19 protein-coding genes are annotated in these 17,062 nt (G+C 70.8%); 9 read left to right on the forward strand and 10 right to left on the reverse strand.

Going from position 1 to position 17,062, the window contains the following annotated elements; genetic code table 11:
- Positions 1-23: 23 nt before the first annotated feature.
- Complete coding sequence (locus tag OG819_RS43615) at positions 24-1,313, forward strand: DUF3533 domain-containing protein (protein WP_266654908.1); 1,290 nt, start codon at positions 24-26, stop codon at positions 1,311-1,313.
- A gap of 30 nt (positions 1,314-1,343) precedes the next feature.
- On the opposite strand, the gene OG819_RS43620 is transcribed toward OG819_RS43615, so the two are convergent.
- A complete protein-coding gene (locus OG819_RS43620) occupies positions 1,344-1,721 on the reverse strand; it encodes a hypothetical protein (protein WP_266654910.1) in 378 nt (125 codons plus the stop codon).
- 169 nt (positions 1,722-1,890) lie between these two features.
- A complete protein-coding gene (locus OG819_RS43625; RefSeq protein ID WP_266654912.1) occupies positions 1,891-2,415 on the reverse strand; it encodes a MarR family transcriptional regulator in 525 nt (174 codons plus the stop codon).
- Positions 2,416-2,817: 402 nt separating this feature from the next.
- On the opposite strand from OG819_RS43625, the gene OG819_RS43630 reads away from it, so the two are divergent.
- Positions 2,818-3,861 carry a zinc-binding dehydrogenase gene (locus OG819_RS43630; RefSeq protein WP_266654914.1) on the forward strand — a complete coding sequence of 348 codons (1,044 nt, stop codon included), beginning with the start codon at positions 2,818-2,820 and terminating at the stop codon, positions 3,859-3,861.
- Between the two features lie 97 nt (positions 3,862-3,958).
- On the opposite strand, the gene OG819_RS43635 is transcribed toward OG819_RS43630, so the two are convergent.
- From OG819_RS43635 to OG819_RS43645, 4 genes are all read right to left on the reverse strand, one after another.
- Entirely contained in the window at positions 3,959-4,948 is a 990-nt protein-coding gene (locus tag OG819_RS43635) for a hypothetical protein (protein ID WP_266654915.1), read from the reverse strand.
- The gene (locus OG819_RS58820; RefSeq protein ID WP_323139428.1) at positions 4,945-5,514 is read right to left on the reverse strand and encodes a hypothetical protein; all 570 of its coding nucleotides are present in this window, start codon (positions 5,512-5,514) and stop codon (positions 4,945-4,947) included. Before OG819_RS58820 ends, OG819_RS43635 begins: the two co-directional genes overlap by 4 nt.
- Before the next feature lie 165 nt (positions 5,515-5,679).
- Positions 5,680-5,859 carry a helix-turn-helix domain-containing protein gene (locus OG819_RS58825; RefSeq protein WP_323139429.1) on the reverse strand — a complete coding sequence of 60 codons (180 nt, stop codon included), beginning with the start codon at positions 5,857-5,859 and terminating at the stop codon, positions 5,680-5,682.
- On the reverse strand, positions 5,834-6,157 hold the full coding sequence (locus OG819_RS43645; protein ID WP_266631144.1) for a LysR substrate-binding domain-containing protein: 324 nt from the start codon (positions 6,155-6,157) through the stop codon (positions 5,834-5,836). Before OG819_RS43645 ends, OG819_RS58825 begins: the two co-directional genes overlap by 26 nt.
- A 66-nt stretch (positions 6,158-6,223) precedes the next feature.
- On the opposite strand from OG819_RS43645, the gene OG819_RS43650 reads away from it, so the two are divergent.
- Positions 6,224-7,426, forward strand: a complete 1,203-nt coding sequence (locus OG819_RS43650; protein ID WP_266654916.1) for a CaiB/BaiF CoA-transferase family protein — start codon at positions 6,224-6,226, stop codon at positions 7,424-7,426.
- A gap of 165 nt (positions 7,427-7,591) precedes the next feature.
- On the opposite strand, the gene OG819_RS43655 is transcribed toward OG819_RS43650, so the two are convergent.
- Complete coding sequence (locus OG819_RS43655; protein ID WP_266654918.1) at positions 7,592-8,173, reverse strand: dienelactone hydrolase family protein; 582 nt, start codon at positions 8,171-8,173, stop codon at positions 7,592-7,594.
- A gap of 307 nt (positions 8,174-8,480) precedes the next feature.
- On the opposite strand from OG819_RS43655, the gene OG819_RS43660 reads away from it, so the two are divergent.
- Complete coding sequence (locus OG819_RS43660) at positions 8,481-9,563, forward strand: beta-ketoacyl-ACP synthase III (protein WP_266654920.1); 1,083 nt, start codon at positions 8,481-8,483, stop codon at positions 9,561-9,563.
- 153 nt (positions 9,564-9,716) lie between these two features.
- Positions 9,717-10,070, forward strand: coding sequence for an SCO4225 family membrane protein (locus OG819_RS43665; RefSeq protein ID WP_266654922.1), 354 nt, complete (start codon positions 9,717-9,719; stop codon positions 10,068-10,070).
- A 128-nt stretch (positions 10,071-10,198) separates the two neighbouring features.
- Here the strand turns inward: OG819_RS43665 and OG819_RS43670 are convergent, their stop codons facing one another.
- A complete protein-coding gene (locus OG819_RS43670; protein WP_266631134.1) occupies positions 10,199-10,768 on the reverse strand; it encodes a TetR/AcrR family transcriptional regulator in 570 nt (189 codons plus the stop codon).
- A 158-nt stretch (positions 10,769-10,926) separates the two neighbouring features.
- On the opposite strand from OG819_RS43670, the gene OG819_RS43675 reads away from it, so the two are divergent.
- Positions 10,927-11,784, forward strand: a complete 858-nt coding sequence (locus OG819_RS43675) for a MoxR family ATPase (RefSeq protein WP_266655566.1) — start codon at positions 10,927-10,929, stop codon at positions 11,782-11,784.
- Positions 11,781-13,163 carry a VWA domain-containing protein gene (locus tag OG819_RS43680; RefSeq protein ID WP_266654924.1) on the forward strand — a complete coding sequence of 461 codons (1,383 nt, stop codon included), beginning with the start codon at positions 11,781-11,783 and terminating at the stop codon, positions 13,161-13,163. The genes OG819_RS43675 and OG819_RS43680 overlap by 4 nt, the downstream gene beginning before the upstream one ends.
- 67 nt (positions 13,164-13,230) lie before the next feature.
- Here OG819_RS43680 and OG819_RS43685 read toward each other — a convergent pair whose 3' ends face one another.
- Positions 13,231-13,932, reverse strand: a complete 702-nt coding sequence (locus tag OG819_RS43685) for an SDR family oxidoreductase (protein ID WP_266588053.1) — start codon at positions 13,930-13,932, stop codon at positions 13,231-13,233.
- Between the two features lie 197 nt (positions 13,933-14,129).
- Positions 14,130-15,647 (reverse strand): MFS transporter, encoded by a 1,518-nt coding sequence (locus OG819_RS43690; RefSeq protein ID WP_353963269.1) that lies wholly within the window; start codon positions 15,645-15,647, stop codon positions 14,130-14,132.
- A 171-nt stretch (positions 15,648-15,818) separates the two neighbouring features.
- Between OG819_RS43690 and OG819_RS43695 the strand changes: the two genes are divergently transcribed.
- Both OG819_RS43695 and OG819_RS43700 read left to right on the forward strand, forming a co-directional pair.
- A complete protein-coding gene (locus tag OG819_RS43695; protein ID WP_266631129.1) occupies positions 15,819-16,295 on the forward strand; it encodes a MarR family winged helix-turn-helix transcriptional regulator in 477 nt (158 codons plus the stop codon).
- 134 nt (positions 16,296-16,429) lie between these two features.
- Positions 16,430-16,750 carry a hypothetical protein gene (locus tag OG819_RS43700; RefSeq protein WP_266654928.1) on the forward strand — a complete coding sequence of 107 codons (321 nt, stop codon included), beginning with the start codon at positions 16,430-16,432 and terminating at the stop codon, positions 16,748-16,750.
- The last annotated feature ends 312 nt before the right edge of the window (positions 16,751-17,062 follow it).

Below are 17,062 nucleotides of genomic sequence, written 5' to 3' on the forward strand. Positions count from 1 at the left end.
CGCCACCCCACCCACGGAGAACCATGGCCGCCGACAGCACGTCCACCGCCGACGACACCCCCGTCCGGGCACGCGCCGCCGCGCTCCTGCGTCGCCCCAGGCTGTGGCTGGTGCCGACCGTGCTGTGCGCGCTGCTGGCGTTCCTGCTGTCGCTGCTCTACATGGGCGGCATCGTCAACCCGAACGGGGAGCTGCACCACCTGCCCATCGGCATCGTCAACGCCGACCAGGGCAGACCCCTGCCCGGGCAGACCACGAACCTCGGCACACAGATCACCCGCTCCGTCATCGCCGACACCTCCGGCAAGGCCGACTGGCAACCCCTCACCCGCGCCCAGACCCAGGAGAAACTGGCCTCCGGCAAGATCTACGGCGCCCTGGTCGTCCCCGCCGACTTCACCACCACCACCGCCGCCCTCACCACCGCGAACGCCACCACCCGGCCCACCCTGATGGTGCTCACCAACCCCGGCATGGGCAGCCTCGGCTCCTCGCTCGCCGGCCGGATCACCCAACAGGCCGCCGAGCAGGCCTCCCTGGCCGTCGGCAAGCAGCTGATGGATTCCCCCGCCACCGCACAGGCCGACGCCACCACCCGACTCGTGCTGGCCGACCCCGTCGCCGTCACCACCCAGGTCGGCCACCCCATCGGTGACCACAGCGGCCTGGGTCTGAGCGCCTTCTACTACACCCTGCTCCTCGTCCTCGCCGGATTCCTCGGCGGCAACGTCATCAACAACGGCGTCGACACCGCCCTCGGCTACGCCGACAACGAGATCGGCCCCTGGCACACCCGCCGTCCCACCGTGCCCATCAGCCGTACCCAGACACTGCTGCTGAAGATGGCCATGACCGCGGGCATCACCGTCCTCACCACCACGCTGGTCATGATCGCGACCGTCGGCATCCTCGGCATGGACGCCTCGCACCTGCCGCTGTTGTGGGTCTACTCCTACTGCGCGTCACTCGCCATCGGCCTCGGCGTACAGGCCATCAACGCCGCCTTCGGGGGCATCGGCCAGCTCGTCTCGATGTTCGTGTTCATCGTCCTGGGCCTGCCGTCCTCCGGATCCACCGTCCCCCTCGAAGCCGTACCCGGCTTCTACCGTTTCCTGAGCGTCTTCGAACCGATGCGCCAACTCAGCGTCGGTGTCCGGGCCATCCTCTTCTTCGACGCCCGCGGCGACGCCGGTCTCACCCGCGCCTGGATCATGATCGCCGTCGGCTCCGCCCTCGCCCTCCTCTTCGGCCACGCCATGACCCGCTACTACGACCGCAAGGGACTGCACCGCTTCACCCCTCAGCCCGCCTGATCCCGCGGGACGTCACGGGGCGAGTCCTCGTCAGGATCCGGTCGTGGCGTTCGGGTCCCGCAGGCGCCGGACGGTTCCGCCGACCTTCGCACGCAACGGTTCCAGGACCTCCGGCTGTGCGCTGATCGCCCAGCGCGGGCCGACGAGAAACGTCCCGCCGTAGGCGGCGCTGTCCAGCCAGGTCAGTTTGTACCGCTCTTCGGGGAACGTCGTGATGAGGTAGTCGCCGGTCTCCGTGTGGCAGGCACCCTCGCGGAGTTCCCTCGCCTCGATGCGGATCGTGACCTTGCATCCGGTGAGGTTCGCGAGCACCTCGACGTCCGCGGGCGCCACCACCTCGACGGCGCCGGCCTTCTTCGAGGCCTTGCGCTCGGCCGCCGCCTCCTCCCCTCCGGCGTCGCAGCCCACGGCGGTCGGCTCGGGGTGCCCCCGGTGCGACCTTCCGTTCGTTCGGTCAGACCGGCCGCACCCCTCCTCACCTCCGGCCCGGCGGGCGTCAGCCTGGCCGAGCCGCGCAGGCGACTCCCCTTCGCCCGGACCGGGGAGCCCTCCGTTCCACACCGGACCCACCGCTGGATCAGGCCGAGTGGGCAGCCCCGGCCGGCTGGCGGGGGGCCTCCTCGTCCTCGATGGCGTAGGAGAGGAAGTCGTCCACCATCCGGTGGAACAGGGTGGCGAGCTGCTGCAGTTCCTGCGGCGACCAGTCCGCCAGAGCCATCTGCATACCCCGCGTGCTCGCCTCGCGAATGCGGTTGACCGCCTCCTCGCCCGCCGGGGTGATCTGGATGCGCTGCGCACGGCGGTCGTCGGGGTCCGGCACCCGGGTCACGAGACCGGCCTTCTGCAACTGCTGCACCTGGCGGGTGACATGAGAAGCCTCCACGGCCAGCCGGGCCGCGAGCTCACCGGGGCGCATGGGCTCGGAGTCGGCGATCTGCCGCAGCAGCGCCGTGGCGGCACGGTCCAGCGCCACCCCGGCCAGCGCCATCAGCCGATCGTGCTGGCGGATCCCTCTGGCCAGGTAGGTGACGCGGCTCAGGGCGCGCTCGATCTCCTGCATGGCGGCCGAGACGGGAACCTCTGCGGGCGGCGGTGTGGGCATGGCCCAAGTCTAGCATCTAATTGCCTGAGTCAAGTAACTTAGCAACCACTTGCTTGACTCAAGTACTTCACATATGCTTGCCTGACTCAAGTAAGCCAGTAGCCGGCACGCAGACCGGGGCCTCCTCGAGCGGAGGCGGCCTCGCCACGCCGAACCCGTGGGGACGGGGGACGGCGCGGTCCCGGGCCCGGCGGCCGGTTCACTCCCCCGTCCGCCGCCGGGCCCGAGGGCACCGACCCGCGTCATCTCTCCCCTGTCCACCGAGGTCGGCGTCCACCGCGCGTACCGAGCGAAGGAGCACGGCTTGAGCGGCACCGGCCCTGAAGGGCGCGGCGTCATCCACGGCTCGTCCGAGCCAGAAGCAAGCAACCGCCGCAGCGTCTTGAGAAAGTGAATCCCTCCATGGCCACCATGAAGTCCGTACAGACCGGCCCCGTCGACGCCATCGACGTCGTCGAGGTCGAGCGCCCCGTCCCCGGTCCCAAGGACGTCCTCATGCGCATCCGTGCCTGCGGCATCTGTGGAACCGACACCTTCTTCCTCCACCTCGGCGGCGCTCCTTTCGGCCCCGACGGCTCCATGGTCTCCATCCCCCTCGGGCACGAGCCCGCGGGTGAGATCGTCGAGGTCGGCGCCGAGGTCGAGGGCCTGAAGGTGGGTGACCGTGTGGTGGTCAACCCCCAGGACGCCCCCTCCGGCATCATCGGCTGCGGCGGCAGGTTCGGCGGGCTCAGCGAGTACCTCCTCATCGAGAACGCCGAGGCCGGCAAGAGCGTCGCCGTCTTCCCCGGGTCCGTTCCCTTCGACGTCGCCGCCCTCAACGAGCCCATGGCCGTCGCCCGCCACTGCGTCAACCGGTCCGAGGCCAAGCCCACCGACAAGGTCGTGATCTTCGGCGCCGGGCCGATCGGGCTCGGCGCGGCGATCTGGCTGAAGCTGCGGGGCGTGCGGCACGTCACGGTCGCCGACGTCATCCCCGAGCGCTTGGAGACCGCCCTCGCCATCGGTGCCGACGCCGTCATCGACTCCGCCGAGGAGAATGTGACCGAGCGGCTGACCGAGTTGCACGGGCAGGCCGCGAACGCACTCGGCCAGCCCCGTCCCGACACCGACATCTACATCGACGCGGCCGGTGTCGCCGCCGTCATCAACACCGCGGTCGAGTCGGCGAAGTGGGGGGCCAGGCTGGTCATGGTGGCCGTACAGAAGAAGTCCGACGCGATCGATCTCGGCGGGATGCTCCGCAGTGAGCTGACCCTCATCGCCTCGCAGGGCTACCCCACCGAGATCTTCGAGGTCACCCCCGAACTCATCGAGCACCACGAGCGCTTCGCCAAGCTCATCAGCCACCGTGTTCCCTTCGGTGACGCCAAGCACGCGTTCGAGCTCGCGTTGACGCCGGGTGCGGCGGAGAAGGTCGTCGTGACCTTCGACGACGAGCGGTAGTCGGTCTGTCGGGTGCGGGTGCGTGGGGGCTGGTCAACGCGCCCGCGCCCCTCAGAGATCCCGGGGCGCGGGCGCGTTGACCGGTGAACCGGACGGGCTACCTCCGACTCCTTCCGATCGACGCGGGGGCCAGCAGGAGGTTGGGGTCGGTGGCCGTGGTGTAGGCGGCGCTAAGGACGTAGAGCGTGCCTCGGCGCAACGCGAGGGAGGTCGGGTTCTGCAGGCCGTCGGCGGCGGTGAGTACCGTCGTCGAGGTACCGTCTCGCCGGATGCGTACGACCGTGTCGGGGCCGTTGAGCGCGGCCAGGATCTCGTCGCCGCGGCCGGTGAAGGCGAAGTCGTCTATGCCGGTGAGACCCGTCGCCCGGATCCGGACGGGCACGGGCCCGCCGTCGGGGCCGAACGGGATGCGCAGCACGGTGCCCCGGTCGAGGTTGGTCGCCCACAGCGCGTTGTCGTGGATCTTCAGACCGTTGACGCCGAGGAAGCCGGTCGAGGAGAGGTCGGGGGCGGCGGACCAGGTGGCCGGTTCGCTGCCGGTGGAAGCCTTCGTGGAGACGGTGTAGATCTTTCCCAGTACGGAGTCGGCGATGTAGAGCCTGCCGCGGTGTTCGTCCAGCACCAGTCCGTTGGGCAGGCCGTCCGCGGGCAGGGCGGCGACGCGCTGCGGGGTGCCGCCCGGGCGCAGCCGCCACAGGCCGGTCAGGTCCGAAGTGCCGGTGGCGTAGAGGAAGTACAGCGTGCCGTCGTGGGCCCGGGCTATGCCGGTGGTCAGGGCGAAGCCGAGGACCGGGGTGTGCACCCCGCCGTCGGCGGGCGCCAGCAGGGTCGCCAGGACGCGGGTCACGCCCGCCGTGCTGACGGAGGCCACCTGTCGGGCGGCCGCGAAGGTGACGTCGGCCGTCCCGTCGGGCTCCAGCGCGATGTTCTCCGGCATCTGCCCCCGGGCCAGGTCGAAGTGAGCGGCGATACGGGGCTTCGCGAGCGGCCCGGTGGCCGCCACCACGGGGGACGCGGTGAGCGCGGTCACGGCCGTCATTGCGGCGGCCGTGACTGTGTAGGCAAGTGCGGTCAGTTTCTCTCTCATGTTTCCTTCGCCGTTTCCTTCACTGTTTGCTTCGCGATGGTTTTCGGGCGCCCGGCGGACAGTCCGGGCGCCGCCGTGCTGTGGGTGAGGAGGGTCATGGCGGCCCGCGACGGTGAGTCGGCCTCGGTGGTCGCGACGACGACGTTCTGCCCCTGTTCGGTGTGCAGCGTCTGCTGGGTGACGTGCATGGCGCCCACCAGCGGATGCCGCATCTTGTGGACCGCGACGTCGCTGGTCTTGACCCGGTGGTCGGCCCACATCGCCGCGAACTCCGCGCTGTTGACGGTCAGTTCACCGACGAGCGAGGCGAGTCCCGGATCGTCGGGGTACTGGCCGGACGCCAGGCGCAACGTGCCCACGACGGCTCTGGCCTTGGCCGGCCAGTCCGCGTACAGATCGCGTGTGTGGGCGTCGAGGAACACCAGCCGGGTCATGTTGGGTCGTTCGCCCGGCCGGTCCGGGGCGTCCGGGTCGAAGTGTCCGGCGTACAGCGCGTGGCCGGCGCGGTTCCACGCCAGTACGTCGCCGTACCGGCCCGTCACCACCACGGGCACCTCCGTGAGCATGCCCAGGAGTTGGGCGATCGCCGGTGAGAGGCGTTCCGGCGCCGGGCGGCGCGAGCGGGTCCGGCGCCGGGCGCCGGCGGACAGCTCCCGCAGGTGGCGCCCTTCGGCCTCGCTCAGCCGCAGTGCTTGGGCGATCGCGTCCAGGACGTCCGGGGAGGCCTGGGACTACCCCTGCTCCAGCCGCGCGTAGTACGACTCGCTGACCCCGGCGAGCCGGGCCAGTTCCTCGCGCCGCAGCCCCGGCACGCGACGGCGTTCCCCGTACGTCACCACGCCGAGGTCTTCGGGCCGCACCTGCGAGCGGCGCGCCCGCAGAAACTCACCCAGCTGTCGTTTTCCGTCCATGCGCCGAGTATTGGGCTCCCCCGCGAGGGCCAACCACACCCTGATCGGGATACCCGGCGACGAAGAGGCGCCGTGCACCACGCTCGCGGACGAGGAGACGGGCGTTCGGCGACGGGGTGGCGGCCGGGTTGTAGCGCAGGCTCAGGTCCAGGTCGCCGTCGTGGAGCCACTGTCGCGGATGTCCGGAGTACGCGGTCATCAGGCGCGGTTCGATGCCGGGCCGGTCGCGGGCGAGGGCGGACAGCAGGCTCCGAGCAGGTCGGGTCGCGCTCTCCAGGAGGCCCGCCGAGGTCTCCATGAGCGACCATGATGGCATCACGGCCGCGTCGCCGCGGCCTCCCGGCCAGCCTCTGGAGGTCGCCCCATGACCGAGCTCTCCGAAGTGCTTCCGCTCTCCGGCATCACCGTCGTCAGTGTCGAGCAGGCGGTGGCGGCGCCCTACGCCACCCGTCAGCTGGCCGACCTCGGCGCCCGGGTGATCAAGGTGGAACGCCCGGGAGGCGGCGACTTCGCCCGTCGCTACGACACCACCGTGCACGGCGAGTCCAGCTACTTCGTGTGGCTCAACCGCTCCAAGGAGTCCCTGACCCTGGACCTGAAGTCGGCCCGGGGCCGGAACATCCTGGAGCAACTGCTCGCCGGTGCCGACGTCTTCGTACAGAACCTGGCGCCGGGAGCGGCCACCCGGCTCGGGCTGGACGCCCCGGCGCTGCAGGGGCGGTATCCGACCCTGATCCCCTGCACCGTCTCCGGATACGGGACCAGCGGGCCCTGGGCCGACCGCAAGGCGTACGACCTGCTCGTGCAGTGCCAGACGGGACTGGTCTCCCTGACGGGGAACGAGCACGGGTCCGCCCGGGCCGGGGTGTCGGTCGCCGACATCGCGGCCGGGATGTACGCCTACTCGGGCGTCCTCACCGCCCTGTTCACGCGCGCCACCACGGGAGTCGCCCGCGCGGTGGAGGTGTCGCTGTTCGAGGCGCTGGCGGAGTGGATGGGCCAGCCCGCGTACTACACGCGCCACGGCGGCACCCAGCCGCCGCGGCTCGGCACCCAGCACGCCACCATCGCCCCCTACGGTGCCTACCCCGCGGCCGACGGCAAGGACGTGCTCTTCTCCATCCAGAACGAGCGCGAATGGGCCGCACTGTGCGAGCGGTTCCTGGAGCGCCCGGACCTCGTCGACGACCCGCGTTTCGCCATCGGCTCGGACCGCGTGGCCCACCGGGAGGAGCTGAACGCGATCGTGGCCGAGCGGTTTCGCGTGCTGGACAGCCAGGAGGCGATGAAACTGCTGGACGCGGCGGGCATCGCCAACTCCGGCGTCAACACCGTCGAGGAGTTCCTCACCCACCCCGTGCTCGAGCAGCGCGACCGCTGGCAGGACGTACGGCTGCCCGGCGGCGCGGGGCCCGTGCCCGCGCTGCTGCCGCCCGTCGACCTGGCCGGGGTCACTCCCCGTATGGACGCCGTTCCCGCCGTGGGCGAGCACACCGACGCGATCCTGGCCGCACTGGGACACAGCGCGGCCGACATCGACGCCCTCCGGGCCGACGGCGTCGTCTGAATCCCCGGCCCCACGCCTCCCCTGCTGACCGAGCGGATGAAGAAGCTCGGGATCTTCGGGCTCGCCGTCCCCGAGGGCCACCGCGTCCGCGCGCGCAGACGCGGTCCGGGGGACGCCGAGCCGTGGACCGAGCTGTGCCGCCGCCATGGGCGGGCCGGGCGGCCCCTACTCGATGCCGTCGAGGAAGCCGAGCACGCGCCGGGTGAGCAGGGTGGCGGCGTGTTCGTCGTACGACGGCAGGCTGTTGTCGGCGAACAGGTGCTGCTTGCCGGGGTAGAGGAACAGTTCGGCGGTGTCGGGGGCCGACTCGACGAGGGCGCGGGCCGCCTCGAGGTCGCCCTCGTCGACGAAGTACTCGTCCGCGTCCATGCCGTGGATCTGGACCGGCACCTCCTGCGGCCAGCCGCCGCCAAACTCCGAGGTCGGGACGCATGAGTGGAAGAACAGCGCGCCCTTCGCGCCGGCCCGGGTCTGGGCGAGGTGCTGCGCCGGCAGGACGCCCAGCGAGAACCCGGCGTACACGAGTTCGGCGGGCAGCTCGGCCGCGGCGGCCCGTCCGCGCTCGACGAGGGTGCCGAACCCGACGCCCTGTGCGTGCGCGGCGCCCTCTTCCAGGTTCTCGAAGACCCGCCCTTCGTACAGATCCGGGACATGGACGGCGTGCCCCGCTTCCCTGAGTGACTCGGCGAACGCGTGCACGCCGGACGTCAGTCCCTGCGCGTGATGGAACAGCAGTACTTCAGCCATGTCGGCCTCCTCCGTCGGCGCGCAGCCCAGGTGCTCCGCGGGACCGAGTATGGACCGAGGCACTGACATCGCCCGGCGGTCGCCGTGCACCCCCGGCAAACACCTCGTCCGGTGGGCACGTGTGGTGTGCGAAGGGCGCCCGGAGGGAGGCGTTCCGCACTTCGTCCATCGGATGCGCGGCACGACGACGGAGTGCTTCTTCACTGAAGCGCACGCCCCCTGAGCGCACTTGTCCTTGTTGATCCACAACCGGTTAGGTGAACACCATGCTGCTGACCGGCAGTTGACGCGTGGAGAGGTGGTTGTGATGTCAGCTGCTGTGGTCTGTGGGATCGGCACGTGTCTGCCGGAGCGTGTCGTCGGCAATGACGACCTGGCGGCCCGGCTGGACACCTCGGACCTCTGGATCCGTTCCCGAACCGGCGTCGCGCGGCGACGGATCGTGGAGCCGGGCACCAGCACAGGCGATCTCGCGGTGGCCGCCGGCCGGGCCGCGCTGGACTCCGCGGGGCACGGCGCCGACTTCGTGCTGCTGGCGACGACGACCCCGGACCGCCCCTGTCCGGCGACCGCGCCCGAGGTGGCACACCGCCTGGGGCTCGGCGAGGTACCGGCGATGGACGTCTCGGCGGTGTGCTCGGGATTCGTGTACGCGGTCGCGGTGGCGAGATCCCTGATGGCGTCCGGGACCTGCGCCCGCCCGCTCGTGATCGGTGCCGAGGTGTACACGTCGATCATCGACCCGCTGGACCGGGACACCGCCGTGATCTTCGGCGACGGGGCCGGGGCGGTCGTGCTGCGCGAGGGCGGGGCCACGGAGCCGGGAGCACTGCGCGCCGTCGACCTCGGCAGTGACGGCTCGGGCGGCGAGTTGATCACGGTGGCCGCGGGCGGCTCCCGTCACCCTCGTGCCGACGGCGAACTCCCGCGCTCGCAACGGTACTTCCGGATGCAGGGCCGTACGGTGTACCGGCACGCGGTGCACCGGATGACCGCCTCCTCGCGGCTCGTGCTGGAGCGGGCCGGCTGGTCGCCCCAGTCGGTGCGTGCCTTCGTCGGTCACCAGGCCAACCAGCGGATCCTCGACGCCGTGGGTGACCGGCTGGGCATCGGCACCCCGCACCGCTTCGGGAACATCGCGGAGGTCGGCAACACCGCCGCCGCCTCCATCCCCCTCGCCCTCGCGGACACCGCCGCACGTGACCTCGTACGACCTGGCGAGCGCAGCCTGCTCACCGCCTTCGGCGGTGGCCTGACCTGGGGTTCCATCGCCCTGTCCTGGCCGGCCGCGGTGCCGGTCCACCGACCCCTTCCGGTCCCCGCCGCACGCCGGCCGACCGCGGTCCCGGCTCCCTCGCCGGTACCCTGTCAGAACCGGCGGCAGCCGTGACCCCGTATGCCGCCTGAGTGGATCAGTCGTATCGAATGAGTAGTCGTACTCATGCCCGCGCGCGGACACAGCCGCCATCGTGATGTCAACGCCCCTCCGGCAGCCTCGCGGAGAGGGGGACCGCACCACCGGCTTCATCCGACGGAGGACATCATGAACATCTCTCGCCGCATACGTACCGCGCTCATCCGGGCCACGGACAACTGGCTCTCCCGTGTCTACCTGGCCGCCGTCACCGGCGCGACCGGCTACTTCCTCTTCGACGCGCTCTTCGTCGACCACCCCGACGCCTCCATGGCCGCCGTGGTGCCCTGGCTGCTGGCCTCCCCGCTGAGCCTGCTGTACACCCTCCTGCCCGACGGCGCCCTCTCCGGCACGAGCACCGGCCTGTTCACCGCGCTCTACCTCGTGGGGATCGCCCTCGCCGCCCTCGCGAACGCCGCCTTCATGGGCCACGTCGTCCACAGGCTCCGCCAGCCGTTCCCCGGTACCGCGCCCAGCGCCTGAAGCCGACGCCCGGAGGGTCCCGCCTAGGGCCTGTCCGGCGGATCATGCCGCAGACGCGGGGCTTGGCACGCCCATCTGCGGCGTTGAGGCGCCGCCTGTTTCCTGCGACTTGATCCGCCGGACAGGCCCTACTTCACCCCGCCCGCATCCAGCAGCGCCGTCACCGTCGTCGTGGTCAGCCCTTCCAGCGTCTCGATCCCGGCACCGGCCCGGGCGCTCGCGCCGTCGAAGACCAGCATCAACTGCCGGGCGAGAAACTCGGGATCACGTGCACCACCCAGCTCGGCCTGCACACGGAACACCTCTTTCATACGGTCCTTCGCGCCGCCCGCGACCACCGACGCCGGGTGCCCGGGGTCCTTGAGTTCGACGAGCGCGGCGAGGAACAGACAGCCGCGGTACTCGGGCCGGACCGAGGCCGCCTCCATCCGCTCGAAGATGCCCAGGATGCGCTCGCGCGGCGTCCCGGCATCCTCCGGATCCGGCGCGAGCTGCTTCTCGTACAGCGGAATCCGCCGTTCCAGGCTCGCCGCGATGACCTCGTCCTTGCTCTCGAAGAGCTGGTACATCGACCGCTTCGAGACACCGGCCGACCGGCACAGCGCCTCGATGCCGACGGATACGCCCTCGTGGTAGACGAGGTCGGCCGCCGCGTCCAGCAGCCGGTCCCTCGTGGACGCCTTGTCTGTAGTGGCCATGAGGGCAGGTTACCGCGCGGGACGAAACAAGGAAACCGATCGGTCTCCCCAGGCCGCGTGGGCGCAATCACACGTGACACAGCGACTGAACAAGCGCTTGGAAAGTGACGTTCGGACCGTGTGTCCCACCCCGCCGTGCCGCGTTGGAGGCCCCGTTGCTGTTCACATCCGTCGACGATGTCTCCGCGCGTCTCGCCGAGACCGGCTATCTGGCCTCGCCCGCGGTCGCGACCACGGTCTTCCTGGCCGACCGCCTGGGCAAGCCGCTGCTGGTGGAGGGCCCCGCCGGGGTCGGCAAGACCGAACTCGCCAAGGCCGTCGCCCAGGTGGCCGGGGCGCGACTGGTCCGCCTGCAGTGCTACGAGGGCGTGGACGAGTCCCGGGCGCTCTACGAGTGGAACCACGCCAAGCAGCTGCTGCGCATCAGCGCGGGCCGCGACGAGACGTGGGACGAGGCGCGCACGGACATCTTCAGCGAGGAGTTCCTGCTGCCGCGCCCCCTGTTGACCGCCATCCGCGGCGACGATCCCAAGGTGCTGCTGATCGACGAGACCGACAAGGCCGACGTCGAGGTGGAGGGGCTGTTGCTGGGAGTGCTGAGCGACTTCCAGGTCACCGTCCCGGAGCTCGGCACGATCACCGCGACCAGCCGCCCGTTCGTGGTCCTCACCTCCAACGCGAGCCGTGAGCTGTCCGAGGCGCTGCGCCGCCGCTGCCTCTTCCTCCACATCGGTTTCCCGGAGGAGGAGTTGGAGCGTCGCATCGTACGGCTGAAGGTGCCGGGTCTGGACGCGGCGCTGACGGCGTCGGTGGTGCGGGTGGTCGGCGCGCTGCGCGAGATGGACCTGCGGAAGGTCCCCTCCGTCGCCGAGACGATCGACTGGGCCCGCACCCTGCTCGCGCTCGGGGCCGACACCCTCGACGCGGCCGTCGTGCGCGACAGCCTCGGTGTGCTCCTCAAGCACCAGGACGACATCCTCAAGGCGGCCGCCAAGCTCGACCTGGACGCCATGTGAACGCGCCGACGGGCGTCGCCGAGCGGCTGACGGGACTGGTCGGCGCGTTGCGGGCGCACGGCGTGCGGATCGGCACCGGTGAGACGGTGGACGCCGCGCAGGCGGTGGAGACGCTCGGCCTGGCCGACCGGGAACGGCTGCGCGAGGGCCTCGCCGCCACGCTGCTGCACAGCACGGGGCAGCGCCGGGTGTTCGACCCCGTCTTCGACCTGTACTTCCCGCGTCTCGTCGGGTCGCCGAGGTCCGACGGGCGGGAGAGCGACGCTCCCGCCGCCGACCGGGAGGAGCTGCGCGACCGGCTCGCGGCCGCGCTCGCCGCGGGCGACCGGGAGATGCTGGAGCGGCTGGCGATCGAGGCGGTGGACGGCTTCGGGGGCTACGGCTCCTCGCCGGCGTCGGACGGCTGGTCGTCCTACCAGACACTCGACCGGCTCCGCCCGCAGACGCTGATGGCGCGCGTCCGTGACAGCGTCCGGGCGCGGCAGGACGGAGCGGCGGGGTTCGCCGACCGGTTGCTGGAGGACGAGATCCGGCGGCGCATCGAGATGTTCCGCGCGCTGGTCGCCACGGAGGCGCGGCGCCGGGTCGCCGAGCGGCGCGGCCGGGACGAGTTGGCGCGGCGGGCGGTGGCCCCGACCGCCGACCGGGTCGACTTCCTGTTCGCCGGGCGGGACCGGCTCGCCGAGCTGCGCAGGACGGCTCAACCGCTCGCGCGCAAGCTGGCCACCCGGATCGCCGCACGCCGTCGCCGGGCCGCGCGCGGCACCATCGACCTGCGGCGGACCCTGCGCGGTTCGCTGTCCACGGGCGGGGTGCCGATGCGGCCGGTGCTGCGCAGGCGCCGCCCTGTCCGGCCCGAACTGGTGCTGCTGTGCGATGTGTCGGGCTCGGTGGCGGGCTTCTCCGACTTCACGATGTTGTTGGTGCAGGCGCTGCACGACCAGTTCAGCAAGGTACGGGTGTTCGCCTTCGTCAACCGGATCGACGAGGTGACCGGGCTGCTCGTGCACGGTGCGGCCGATCCGGAGGGGCTGGGTGCCCGGATCCGCTCGGAGGCGACGCTGACGGGCTGGCACGACAGCAGCGACTACGGCGCCGCGTTCGGCGAGTTCGCCGAGCGGTATGTCGACGCGGTGGGGCCGCGCTCGACCGTGTTCGTCCTCGGCGACGCCCGTACGAACATGGGGGACCCGAATCTGCCGGCCGTCCGGCGGTTGTCCGAACGGGCCCGCCGCGTCTACTGGCTGAACCCCGAGCCGCTCTCCCAGTGGGGCACGGGCGACTCGGCGGCGCCCGAGTACGCCGGGCTCGTCGAGATGCACGAGTGCCGCAACGTACGACAGCTCAGCGAGCTGATCGGCCGCCTGCTGCCGGTCTGACCACCGGGTGACGGGAGCGATCTCCCCATCGCCCCATCGCCCCGTCTCCGCGCCTCCCCCTTCTCCCCTACGCGACCAACTGCGGGTACATCGCGCCCAGGTCCTCGGACAGCTGGGCCTTGACGTGCCGGGAGAGGTCGTCGGCCAGCACCTCGAAGGCACCGGACTGGATGCCGTCGAGGGCCTGGGCCGCGACGCTCTCGGGCGACGACTTCGGCGCGTCCACGTGCGCGGCCATGTCGGTGTCGACGTAGCCGACATGCAGGCCGGTGACGTCGATGCCGCGCGGCTTCAGATCGAGGCGCAGGGAGTTGGTCTGCGACCAGAAGGCCGCCTTGGAGGCGCTGTAGGAGCCCAGGAGTCCGATCCACGACAGCACCGAGTGGACGTTGAGGATGTGGCCGCCGCCGTTGCGCTCGATGATCGGCACGAAGGCGCGCGTGACGAGGAGCGGGCCGAAGAAGTTCGTCTCGAACTCGCGGCGGACGTCCTCGACGGGCGAGTCCAGGAAGTTCGCGTTCACGGACGCGCCCGCGTTGTTGATCAGGACGGTGACGTCCTGCGCGCGCTCGGCGGCCGCGGCGACGGACGCGGGGTCGCTCACTTCCAGCGCCAGCGGCACCGCGTCGGGGTGCGTGACGGTCCGGGGGTCGCGTGCGGTGGCGTACACCTTCGACGCGCCGCGCTCGTAGAGGGCCTGCACCAGCGACCGGCCGATACCGCGGCTGCCGCCGGTGACCAGGGCGACCGAACCTTCGATGGATGTCATGAGAACTCCCGAAGCTACGGGAAACCGATCGGTTTCCGTTCATTCGAAGAGTAAACCGATCGGTTTCCAAGGGCAAGGCGGGGGCGAGGCGAGACGGGGCAAGGCGGGGCAAGGAGCGGACACGAAAACGGCTCGCCCCGACGGACGGGGCGAGCCGTTACCTGCGCACTAAGGGCGAACCGTCGCCCGCGCACCGATCAGGACGAGGTGCCCGCCGTCTCCACGACGGCCTCGTCCGCCGCGGCGCCGCCGATGGCGGCGGCATCGTCGGTGGCGGCGGCCTTCTTCTCGACCGTGTACTCCTGCGCCGCACCCCGGGTCAGACCGACCAGCGCCACGGCCACGATCAGCACGCACGCGACCCCGGCGATCGCGAAGCTCAGGGTGAACTGGCTCTCGGCGGGCAGCGCGGGCACACCGGCCGGCAGGTGCTGGATGGACTTGGACGCGAGCAGCGAGGTAATCACGGCGCTGGCGATGGCGCTGCCGACGGATCGGGAGATGGAGTTGAGGCCGTTGGCGATGCCGGTCTGGTGGTGCGGCACGCTCGCCACGATGAGCGCGGGCATGGCGGCGTAGCCGAAGCTGATGGCGACACCGATCAGCAGGCCCGCCAGGATGACCGACGCCGAGGTGTCGTGCGCCAGGGTCAGCCACGCGAAGCCGGCGACGCCGAACGCCGCACCCACGGCGAGGGTGAACCGCGCCCCGATCCGCCCGACGAGGATCCCGCCGAACTGTGCGGCGAGCAGCGAGATCAGCGTGGTCGGCAGCAGATACTCGACGGAGGCGCGCAGCACCGAGGCACCAAATCCGTACCCGGTGAGTTCCTTGGGCATCTGCGCCAGGTACGCGACACCGATGAACTGGGAGAACATCGCGAAGCCGAGGAAGAGGCCGGCGAGGTTCGTGAAGAGCACCGGACGGTGGGCGAACATCCCCATGTCCACCATCGGCGCGCGGACCTTGCGCTCGACCAGGACCCAGACGGCCGCCATGACGACCGCGGCGACGAACAGGCCGATGGTACGGGCGGAGGACCAGCCCCACTCGTGCCCCTGCGAGATCGGCAGCAGGAGCAGTACGAGGAGCGCGGCGAGCGTCCCCGCGCCGAGCCAGTCGGTACGGCCGCCGGTCGTCGAGCGTGCGGAGGGGACGCGCAGGACGACGCCGACCAGGGCGAGGGCCGCGAGCACCACGGCGAGCCAGAACACCCGGTGGTAGTCGGGGTCCGAGCCCCGCGTGAGCAGTCCGGCCGCCACCAGGGCGAGTCCGCTGCCGACCGCGAGCGTGCCGCTCACCAGCGCCATCGCGCCGTGCAGCTTCGCCGGGGGTATCTCCTCGCGCAGGACCGAGAGGGCGAGCGGGAAGATCGCGGTGGCCGCGCCCTGGAGCACCCTGCCGACGATCAGCCACAGCAGCGAGGTGGTGGTGGCCGCCAGGACCGAACCGGCGATCATCAGCAGCAGAACCCCGATCAACGTGGGCTTCTTGCCGTGCATGTCGCCGAACCGGCCGAACAGCGGGGTGAAGACCGCGGCGGACAGCAGGGTCGCGGTGGTGACCCAGCTGACGTTGGCGGTGGTGGTACCGAGGTCGCTCTGGATGATGCTCAGGATCGGCACGACGAGGGTCTGCATCATCGAGACGATCATGGCCGCGAGGCCGAGAACCAGGACAAGCGAGAGGTCGCCGGTGGGGCGCCCGGGCGCCACGCGATCAGTGGGTGTCACGGTCTCTTCCATAGGTCGAACGAGGCGAGGGACTACTGGACGGAAACTTGAAGTCGCAAAGCTGTAGAGCATAGAAGTTTGAGGTCCTCAAGTAACTCGATAGAGGTAAGCATCGAAGATTGAGGTAGTCAAGTTTCGGGTTACGCTGGCTCCATGTCCGCGACACCTGGAACGACCCGCTCCACCGAGGCGTCCGACGCCGGCCCCCTCGCCGTCTCCAACGTCATGCTCCTCGACACCCTGTGGGCGTCGATGGTCAGCCTCTACGCGGATCTCACCAGCTCCGCCGCCGCACACGGCCTCACCTACAGTCAGGCCAAGGCGCTCAACGTGCTGCGCCAGGGCCCGGCCCCGATGCGGGCGCTGGCGGGCACACTGCGCTGCGACGCCTCGAACATAACGGGGATCGTCGATCGGCTGGAGGCCCGCGGCCTCGTCTACCGCGAGCCCAGCCCCACCGACCGCCGCGTCAAGAACGTCGTCCTCTCGGAGGACGGGGCGGCCGCCGTGTCGAGCATCCGTGACGGCATGCACGGCACGCACCAGGCCCTCGACTCCCTCAGCGACGCCGAGCGGGCCACCCTCGAAGGCCTGCTCTCACGCCTGTTCGTCGCCCAGGACAGGCCCTAGGACAGCCCTGGGGAAGCCCTAGGGAGGGACCCAGGGATTTCCCCGAAGAGCCGGGGTGTGCCTCCGCCCTAACCTCGCAGGTGATCGGCCTGGGCGGTGTACGAAGCCCCGGGCACACTCAGGGGGTGGTCGCGGTGGGCAGTGCCGATGTGATCGCCGATGTGTCCGACATCCTGGTGCACGTCCTGACCGCCGCGGTACGCGAATCCGAAGCCCAGGCCCGGGTGCACCTCGTCGAGCTCGTCGGGCGGCACCGGGGCGGTGGCCACGGAAGGCTCGGCCTGGAACGGGAGCGGAACCGGCCGTGGCGCATGGCGTTCCCCCCGAGCGCCCCGCTGTGCCCGCGACTGCGCCTGGCGGGACTCGCCCGGCTCGATCTCACCGGCGCGGGCGTCATGGCTACCCCAGACATTCACCCTTCCGCTTCAGCCGAGCTCGCGTTCCGACGCCGTTGACCGCACGGCCGGCCTGCCCGGCGGAGGGGCCGGTGGATTGTACGTGCCGCGCATCCCCGGGACAGGAAATTTCTGGCCTGTTTTTTACCGTCCGGTTGGTGTGAGAACGGCCGTCAGGCCCGCGACCTCCGCCTCTCCATTCGGCTGATCACCCGAACAGTACGCCGTAACCAATCGTGTCCGAATTCGAAACGACGAGTTCACGAGCCCGCAAGTTTCCCCTGTGTCCATAGCGGAGAACCCGCAGATCACAGGGGTTGAAAAGGTTTCCTCCCTTTCTGCGAGACAGGCCAAGAGGTGCGCGTGATGGAC

Origin of the sequence: Streptomyces sp. NBC_01549 (genome assembly GCF_026339955.1) — a bacterium.
Classification (GTDB): Bacteria; Actinomycetota; Actinomycetes; order Streptomycetales; family Streptomycetaceae; genus Streptomyces.